This window comes from Anaeromyxobacter sp. SG66 (genome assembly GCF_022690805.1).
Lineage (GTDB): Bacteria > Myxococcota > Myxococcia > Myxococcales > Anaeromyxobacteraceae > Anaeromyxobacter > Anaeromyxobacter soli.
This window is the reverse complement of record NZ_JALCZC010000153.1, coordinates 1-7,956: the sequence shown is the minus strand read 5'-3', so window position 1 is coordinate 7,956 and position 7,956 is coordinate 1. Positions and strand designations below refer to the sequence as shown.

Below are 7,956 nucleotides of genomic sequence, written 5' to 3'. Positions count from 1 at the left end.
ATCGAGCCGGAGTCCATCGCGCGCGACGCGCTCTCGGAGGTGGTCGGGTACGCGGGCGCCGAGCTCGGCGCCGTCTACCTCGCGGACGCGGGCGCGCTCCGTCCCATCGCGACGTTCGCGCTGCCCGCGGAGGCCGCGGGGCGGGGCGAGGGACTCCCGGCCCAGGTGGTCGTGAGCGGGACGACGCTGCGCGTGAACGCCATCCCGGCGGAGACGCCGTTCCGCGTGCGCTTCGGCTTCGACGAGGTGCCCCCGCGCTCGCTCGTCGCGACGCCGCTCCCGTTCCAGGGGCGGACGATGGGCGTCCTCCTCGTGGGCAGCGTCCGCGAGCTCGGCGACCCGGCGGCGGAGTTCGTCGAGGCCGCCGCCCCGCGGCTGGCGATCGCCCTCCAGAGCGCGCTCGCCCACCGCCGCGCCGTCCACCTCGCCGCCGAGCTGCAGGACCGGAACGAGCGGCTGCAGGCGCAGAACGAGGAGATCCAGTCCCAGAGCGAGGAGCTCCAGGCGCAGAGCGAGGAGCTGCAGGCCCAGAGCGAGGAGATCCAGGCGCAGAACGAGGAGCTGCTCGCCCAGAACGAGGAGCTGAACCGGAGCGGAGCGGAGCTGCGCCGGGGCCGGGAGGAGCTCGCCCGCGTGGATCAGCTCAAGGACGAGTTCCTCGCCGCGCTCTCGCACGAGCTCAGGAACCCGCTCGCCTCGATCTCCGCGGCCGTGCAGCAGCTCGACTGCGCCGACGCGGAGCGCGGCGGCAAGCGGCGCGCCACCATCGCCCACCAGACGCGGCGCCTCGCGCGCATCGTCGACGACCTGCTCGACGTCACCCGCATCAACAAGAACAAGCTCGAGCTGCGCCGGGCGCCGGTGGACGCGGCGCGCATCGTGGCCGACGCCGTCGACGCGGCTGCGCACGCGTTCGCGGGAGCGGGCGTGGAGCTCGTCGCGACCACGGGCGAGCCGGTCCCGGTGCACGCCGACGCCGCGCGGCTCGAGCAGGTCGTCGAGAACCTCCTCTCCAACGCGCAGAAGTTCACGCCCCCGGGAGGCCGCGTCCAGGTCTCGGTCGAGCGGGAGGGGACCGACGCCGTGATCCGCGTCCGCGACGACGGCATCGGGATGCCTCCGGACGTCCGCGCGCGCGTGTTCGATCTCTTCTTCCAGGGCGCGCGCGCGGCCGGGCGGCACCAGAACGGCCTCGGCGTGGGGCTCTCCCTCGTGAAGCGCATCGTGGAGATGCACGGCGGGACGGTGACCTGCGCGAGCGAGCCCGGGGCGGGGACGGAGTTCACGGTCCGGCTACCCGCGGCACCGCCGGGGACGGAGGTGACCGCGGCGCCGGTGCGGCCCGGGCGTCAGGACGCGAGGCCGCTGCGCGTGCTCGTCGTCGAGGACAACGACGACTTCGCGTTCCTGCTCGAGGACGCGCTCACGGGGTGGGGCCACGCGGTCACCCTCGTGCACCGCGGCGAGGAGGGGCTCGCGCTCGCGGCCGCGGGCGGCTACGACGTCATCCTGCTCGACGTCGGGCTCCCGGACCTCGACGGCTACGAGGTGGCGCGTCGGATCCGGCAGGCGGCCCCCGCGCCGCGCGCGCCCATCGTGGCGATGACCGGGTACGGCCGGCCTGAGGACGCCGCGCGGGCCGCGGAGGCCGGCTTCGACGTGCACCTCGTGAAGCCGGTCGATCTCGACCGGGTCGAGGCGCTGCTCGCGGAGCTCGGCGCGCGCGGCGCCAGCCTCGCAAGAGGCTGAACGCGGCCGCGCCGCCGTTCATCGCCGGCCGCCGCTCGCCTCCACCCAGCGCACGACGCCGTCCAGCGAGCGGAAGTCCGCCACCGAGCGGGCGCGCGCGCCGGGGATGGCCTCGGCGGCCATCCGCGCGAGGGCGTTGCCCGGCCCGAGCTCGAGGAACACCGAGCAGCCCAGCTCGGCGGCGGTCGCGAGGCAGCGGCCCCATTCGACGCGCCGCGCGAGCTGCACGGAGAGGGCCGCCACGGCCGCGGTCCGGGTCCGCGCCGGCGCGCCGGTGACGCCCGCCAGGACGGGCGTGGGGGGATCGCGAAGCCCGGAGCGCCCGAGCGCGTCCGCGAAGGGCTCGACCGCCGCGTCGAGGAGGTGCGTGTGGGCGGGGACGCCCACGGGGAGCCGCTGGACGGTCGTGGCCCCCAGGGCGCGCGCGCGCACCTCGAGGAGCGCGAGCGGACCGGCGGCGCCGCCGACGACGCAGTGATCCGGCCCGATCGCGATGGCGAGCTCCGCGCCGACCTCCCCGGCGAGCGCCTCGGCCCGGGCGAGCGCGATCCCGCGGAGCGCCAGGAGCCCGCTGCCGGCGGGGGCGGCGGCGTCCATGAGCGCCGCCCGGCGCGCGGCGAGCGTCACGGTGTCCCCTGGGGAGAGCGCGCCCGCGCAGCCGTAGGCCGCGAGCTCCCCGAGGCTGTAGCCTGCGAACACGCGCGCCGGGGGCAGCGCCTCGCGGAGCGCCGCCCAGGTCGCGAGCTCGGCGGCGCACAGGAGCGGCTGCGCGAGCGCGTTCGCGAACAGGTCGGGGCCGCCGCGCCGCGCGCGCTCCACCGGATCGTCGCCGAGCGCCGCGCGCGCCGCGGCGAGGACCTCGGCGCCGCGCGGGCTCGCGAGCGCGAGATCGAACATGGCCGGGTGCTGGCCCCCCTGCCCCGGACAGAGCACCGCGAGGCCGGCCGTCCCCGTCATCCCGCGCCCCCGGCGGGCGAGGGGTCGAGCGCGCCGAGCCGCTCGACGAACAGCGCGGCGGCGAGCAGGTCGGCGCTGCCGCCGGGCGAGAGGTCCCGCCCGACGAACGCCCGGTGCAGCGCGCGCGCGTGCTCTCGCCAGCCGCTGCGGTGCACGCCGCCCCGGGCGAGGAAGAGCTGCGCGGCCGCGCGTGCGAAGGTGAGGCCGGCCGCACCGCCGCGGTAGAGGAGGTTCGTGTCGGGGAGGACCGCGATCGCGGAGAGCAGGCACTGGACGGCCGCGGCCTCGCGAGAGGCCCCGCGGAGCAGGCTCGCGCGGAGGGCCGGCAGCGCCACGTCGAACAGGTGCGGGAACCCGGCCGCCGCCTCCGCGCGCGCGCCGCCGACGCCGTGGCGGCGTCCGGCGATCGCGCCGTGGCTCGCCACCGGCGCCGGCAGCTCGCGCAGGATCGCCGCCCCGTAGCCGCGGCGCACGGCGTCCCGGAGGGCGGCGGGCCCGAAGGGCGCGCGCGCGGCCGCGAGGCGCCCCGCCGCCGCGGTCAGGAGGCCGAGCGAGAAGATCGCGCCGCGGTGGGTGTTCACGCCGCCGGTCGCGTGGAGCATGCGCGCCTCCGCGTCGAGCGCGAGCGGGCGCAGGGCGGCGAGCGAGGCCCCCTCCGTCCCGGCGCGCGCGACCGCGTGGAAGTAGCCGCGCAGGGCCGCGATGCTCGCGCGGAAGGTCCGCGCGTCCATGTCCCGGTGCGCGCCGCGGTCCCGCGGCGTGACGAGGCCCGGCTTGGGCTCGGCCTCGAGCTCCTCGTGCAGCGCCGCGACGGCCGCCTCGCCGATCGCGTGCGCGACGCTCGCGGTGGGGGGACGCTTCACCGGGAGGCTCGCGGAGGCGGTCGTCACGGCCACGGCTCCTCCCCCGCGAGCGGCCCGAGGAGCGCCCGCGCCGGCTCGAGCGCCACCGCCGTCCCGGACTTCACGAGGACCCGCGCGGCCCCCGCGGCGAGCTCCCGCCACGAGACGCCTCGCCCGCCGGGGAGCAGGACCTCTCCGTCCAGGCGCGGGATCCCGTCGCCGCGGGCGCGGAGGAGCGCCAGCGCACCGCGGAGCTCGCCCGCGGAGCGGGGCTCGACGAGCAGGTCCACGTCGGAGCGCTCCGTCACGTAGGCCCGCCCGGAGAGGTGCTGCCACGCGAGCGAACCGTACACGCGCAGGACGAGCCCCGCGTCGCGCGCTGCGTGGTCGAGCGCTCCGAGCCGCTCCCGCCACGCCGGCGGCGCGCTCCCGGCGGCCTCCCGGAGGGTCGCCGGCGCCCCGATCCGCTCCACGGCCCTCGGCTCCACGGCGAGCGCCACCCGCCGCTTCTCGCCCGCCGCGGAGGACGGCAGCGCCACCGCGAGCGGGATCGCGTCGCCGCAGGAGCCGTCGCGCCGGCACGCGACGGCGGGGAGCCGGCGGCCGAACCAGTCCCCGAGGGCGTCCAGCGCGGACGGCGCCACCGCCCCGCGCAGCGCCTCGCGCCACATGGGCCGGAGCCAGACCAGATCGTGGCGGGCCGGGAAGTCGCCCGAGACCGCGTCAGGGCTCATCGCCGTCCTCTCCGCTCACCCGCCGCGCCACCGCCGCCGCCAGGAGCCGCCCTCCTCGCTCGAGGCCGAGCTCCGCGCGGCGGTCCCGTCCGGCCGGACGGGAGAGCGCGGCCGCGAGCTGCTCCGAGAGCGGCGGCTCCCAGCGCGGCTCGATCGCGCCGAGCCGCACGAAGCGGTCGAGGCCCGGCGCGAGCACCGGCGAGCTTTGCGACAGCTCCTCCAGCCGCTCGAGCGGGAGCTTCGTCACGCGCGCCATCGCCGGCAGGCTCATCACCCACGGGTGCGCCCCCTCCACGGCGTGGACGGCGTCCGCCATGAAGCCGAGCGGCAGCACCCCGCCGCTCACCGCGTCGCCGCTCACCACGGCGACGATGGGGTGCCCGCGCCGCCGCGCGAGCTCGACGCAGGCGGCGAGGTGTCCGAGGTAGCCGTTGAGGCCGAGCACCTCGTCGCGCCGGCTCATCCGCTGGCCGCGGGTGTCCACCAGGACGACGATGGGCCGCCCCGGGTGCTCGCGCACGGTGCGGAGGACCTCTCCCGCGAGGGCGAGCGCCGCCTCGACGCCGACCTCCACCCCGCCCGCGGTACCGAGCACCGCGACTTCGCCGGCCGCGGTGTGCGCGGCGCCGACGACGATCCCGCCCTCCTCCCGGACGGCGTGCCCGGCGGGGAAGAGCGCGCCGACGAGGGCCCCGAGCGCGGGGGTCACGGCTCCTCCCCGCGCGCAGCGGCGACGGCGCGGCGGAACGCGTCCGCGTCGAGGAGCGGGAGGCGGTCCGGGTCCGGCACCGCGGCGGCGCGCCAGACGTCCGCCGCGTCCGTGCAGCCGCCGAAGTCCGCGAGCCGTCGCGCGAGGCGCTCGTGCTCGCGCGCGAGCGCGCCCTCGTCGAGCGACCGCGGGCTGGCGAGGAGCGCCGCGGCGGCGTCGCGGAAGGCGGCGAGGTCGTCCTCCACGAGGAGGTCCGCCTCGCCGAGCAGGTAGCGGTGCTTGCCGCCGTAGGTGCGCCACACGAGCGCGCGATCCGCGGCGTCGAGCTCCTCGACGCCCTTCGTCGCCTCGATCACGTCGGGCCCGGAGATCCCGAGCCTCCCCTCCTCGCTCATGGCGAGCGCGTCGCAGCAGCGCGCCACGATGCCCATCCCGCCGAAGCATCCCCAGCCGCCGCCGATGAGGCCGACGACCGGCACGCCGGCGGCGCGCGCGCCGAGCAGCGCGCGCATGATCTCGGAGACCGCCACGAGGCCCGCGTTCGCCTCCTGCAGCCGCACGCCGCCCGAGTCGAGCAGGAGGAGCACGCCCGCCGGGCGCTCCCGCTCGGCGCGGCGGAGGAGCCCGACGAGCTTCGCGCCGTGCACCTCGCCCACCGCGCCGCCCATGAACCCGCCCTCCTGGCTCGCGGCGAGGACCACCCGGCCGCCGAGGAGGCCGCGCCCGACCACGACGCCGTCGTCGAAGGCGACGGCGAGGCCGAGGCCGGCGAGGTGCGGGCTCGTCACGCGCTCGGAGGGGCCGAGGAGCTCGGTGAAGCTGCCGGGGTCGAGGATCCCCGCGAGCCTGCGCCGCGCCGTCGCCTCGCGATAGCTCCTCCGCGCGGGGAGGTGACCCGGGTTCCCCGGCGTCACGGCCGCTGCCCCAGGTACTCCTCGACCGCCTGGTCGAGGCGCAGGCTCACGACGGCGGGGGTCGCCCCCGCGTCGTTCACGGACAGCGCGAGCCCGGCGACCGCGTTCCGGGCCGCGAAGTCCCGCAGCACGGCGTCCCAGATCTCCGCGAACCCGTTCGCGGACGTGGCGACCTCGACGCGGCAGCGGCCCGCGAGGTCCCCCGGCTCGACGAGCACCTCGAGGTTCCCGGACGCGACGACGCCGACGACGACCGGCGGCGCGCGCGGCGCCGGCGGGCCCGCCGACTCGAGCTCGAACGCGAGGCGCTCCATCCCGTCCCTCCCCTCACCAGCTCCGGAACCGGGCGGGCGGCTCGTAGAGCCCGCCCGACCAGCGCACGAGGTCCTTCACGCTGCGCGCGGCGAGCAGATCGCGCGTCGCCTCGCGCTTGTCGATGCCGAGATCCTCCGCGCGGCGGATGACGCCCCGGCGGCGGAGCTCCTCGACGGCGCGCCGCGAGCGCGCGCGCCCGACCGGCGTGTAGCCGGCGACGCCGCGGATCGCCTCGGCGCGCTCCTCCGGCGTGCGGCACAGGAGCAGGTTCGCGATCCCCTCCTCCGTCACCACGTGCGTCACGTCGTCGCCGTGGATCATCACCGGCGGGAGCGCCATGCCCATCGTCTCGGCGAGCCTCCACGCGTCGAGCCGCTCCACGAACGCCGGCTCCATGTGCTCACGGAACGTCTCGAGGAGCTGCACCACGAGCTTCCGCCCCCGCGGCATGGCCGCCGGATCCGCCTGCGCCTCGCGGCCGGCGCGGAGCCAGGCCGCGCTGGCGTGGCGACGGCCGCGCGCGTCCGCGCCCATGTTCGGCGCCCCGCCGAACCCGGTGATCCGGCTCGTCGTGGCGGTGGAGCTGTTCCCGGCGAGGTCCAGCTGGAGGGTCGAGCCGATGAAGAGATCGCAGGCGTAGTGCCCGGCGGTCTGCGAGAAGGCCCGGTTCGAGCGCAGGCTCCCGTCGCGCCCGGTGAAGAACACGTCCGGCCGCGCCGCGACGTAGCGCTCCATGCCGAGCTCCGAGCCGAACGCGTGGATCGACTCGACGAACCCCGCCTCGATGGCGGGGATGAGGGTCGGGTGGGGGTTGAGCGCCCACTGCCGGCAGATCTTCCCGCGCAGCCCGAGCCGCTCCGCGTAGGTGGGCAGGATGAGCTCGATGGCCGCCGAGTCGAAGCCGATGCCGTGGTTGAGCCGCTCGACCCCGTACTCCGCGTAGATCCCCTTCACGACCATCATGGCCATGAGGACCTGGACCTCGCCGATCTGCGCCGGATCGCGCGTGAACAGCGGCTCGATCGCGCTCTTGGCCGGCGCGACCGTGACGAAGTCCACCCAGCCGGCGGGGATGTCGACGCGCGGGAGCCGCTCCACGCGCTCGTCCACCTGGGCGACGACGATCCCGTCCTTGAAGGCCGTCGCCTCGACGATGGCAGGCGTGTCCTCGGTGTTGGGGCCGGTGTAGAGGTTCCCCTCGCCATCGGCGGCGATGGCCGAGACGAGCGCGACGCGCGGCGTGAGGTCCACGAAGTAGCGGGCGTAGAGCTCGAGGTAGGTGTGGATGGCGCCGATCTCGATCCGCCCGGCGGCGACGAGCTGCGCGAGGCGCGTCCCCTGCGGCCCGGAGAAGGAGAAGTCCAGGCGGCGCGCGAGGCCGCGCTCGAAGAGCTCGACGTGCTCGGGGAGCGCGAGCACCGACATGACGAGGTGCAGATCGTGGACGCGGGCGGGATCGGCCCGCGCGAGGGCGCGCGCGAGGAAGTCGGCCTGCTTCTGGTTGTCGCCCTCCAGGCAGACGCGGTCGCCCGGCTCGAGGAGGGCCTCGAGGAGCGGCGTCACGCGCCCGGGATCGACCCAGCGTCCGCCGCCGACGGCGGCGCTCGCGCGCGCGAGCCGAGCGAGGCGGCTCCGCCGGGCGGTGTCCCAGACGCGCGTCACGGGGCCTCCCGGGCGCGCCGCCTCGGCCGGCCGCGGGGGCGGCGCGGCGGCTCGGTAGACGGCACGACGCTCGC

At 77.5% G+C, this 7,956-nt stretch carries 8 protein-coding genes; 1 reads left to right on the top strand and 7 read right to left on the bottom strand.

Annotation, left to right across the window (positions count from 1 at the left end; translation table 11 throughout):
• The coding region (locus tag MNZ39_RS22400) for an ATP-binding protein (RefSeq protein ID WP_242341319.1) at window positions 1-1,749 on the top strand (1,749 nt) is incomplete at its 5' end.
• A gap of 18 nt (window positions 1,750-1,767) precedes the next feature.
• Here MNZ39_RS22400 and MNZ39_RS22395 read toward each other — a convergent pair.
• The 7 genes from MNZ39_RS22395 to mdcA form a co-directional block, all read right to left on the bottom strand.
• Entirely contained in the window at window positions 1,768-2,706 is a 939-nt protein-coding gene (locus MNZ39_RS22395; RefSeq protein ID WP_242341318.1) for an ACP S-malonyltransferase, read from the bottom strand.
• The gene (gene mdcB, locus MNZ39_RS22390) at window positions 2,703-3,596 is read right to left on the bottom strand and encodes a triphosphoribosyl-dephospho-CoA synthase MdcB (RefSeq protein ID WP_242341317.1); all 894 of its coding nucleotides are present in this window, start codon (window positions 3,594-3,596) and stop codon (window positions 2,703-2,705) included. Before mdcB ends, MNZ39_RS22395 begins: the two co-directional genes overlap by 4 nt.
• The gene (mdcG, locus tag MNZ39_RS22385; protein WP_242341316.1) at window positions 3,593-4,282 is read right to left on the bottom strand and encodes a malonate decarboxylase holo-[acyl-carrier-protein] synthase; all 690 of its coding nucleotides are present in this window, start codon (window positions 4,280-4,282) and stop codon (window positions 3,593-3,595) included. Before mdcG ends, mdcB begins: the two co-directional genes overlap by 4 nt.
• Entirely contained in the window at window positions 4,272-4,991 is a 720-nt protein-coding gene (locus MNZ39_RS22380; RefSeq protein ID WP_242341315.1) for a biotin-independent malonate decarboxylase subunit gamma, read from the bottom strand. The genes mdcG and MNZ39_RS22380 overlap by 11 nt, the downstream gene beginning before the upstream one ends.
• Complete coding sequence (locus MNZ39_RS22375) at window positions 4,988-5,905, bottom strand: biotin-independent malonate decarboxylase subunit beta (protein WP_242341313.1); 918 nt, start codon at window positions 5,903-5,905, stop codon at window positions 4,988-4,990. The genes MNZ39_RS22380 and MNZ39_RS22375 overlap by 4 nt, the downstream gene beginning before the upstream one ends.
• Window positions 5,902-6,219 carry a malonate decarboxylase acyl carrier protein gene (mdcC, locus tag MNZ39_RS22370; protein WP_242341312.1) on the bottom strand — a complete coding sequence of 106 codons (318 nt, stop codon included), beginning with the start codon at window positions 6,217-6,219 and terminating at the stop codon, window positions 5,902-5,904. Before mdcC ends, MNZ39_RS22375 begins: the two co-directional genes overlap by 4 nt.
• A gap of 13 nt (window positions 6,220-6,232) precedes the next feature.
• The coding region (gene mdcA / locus MNZ39_RS22365; protein ID WP_242341311.1) for a malonate decarboxylase subunit alpha at window positions 6,233-7,956 on the bottom strand (1,724 nt) is incomplete at its 5' end.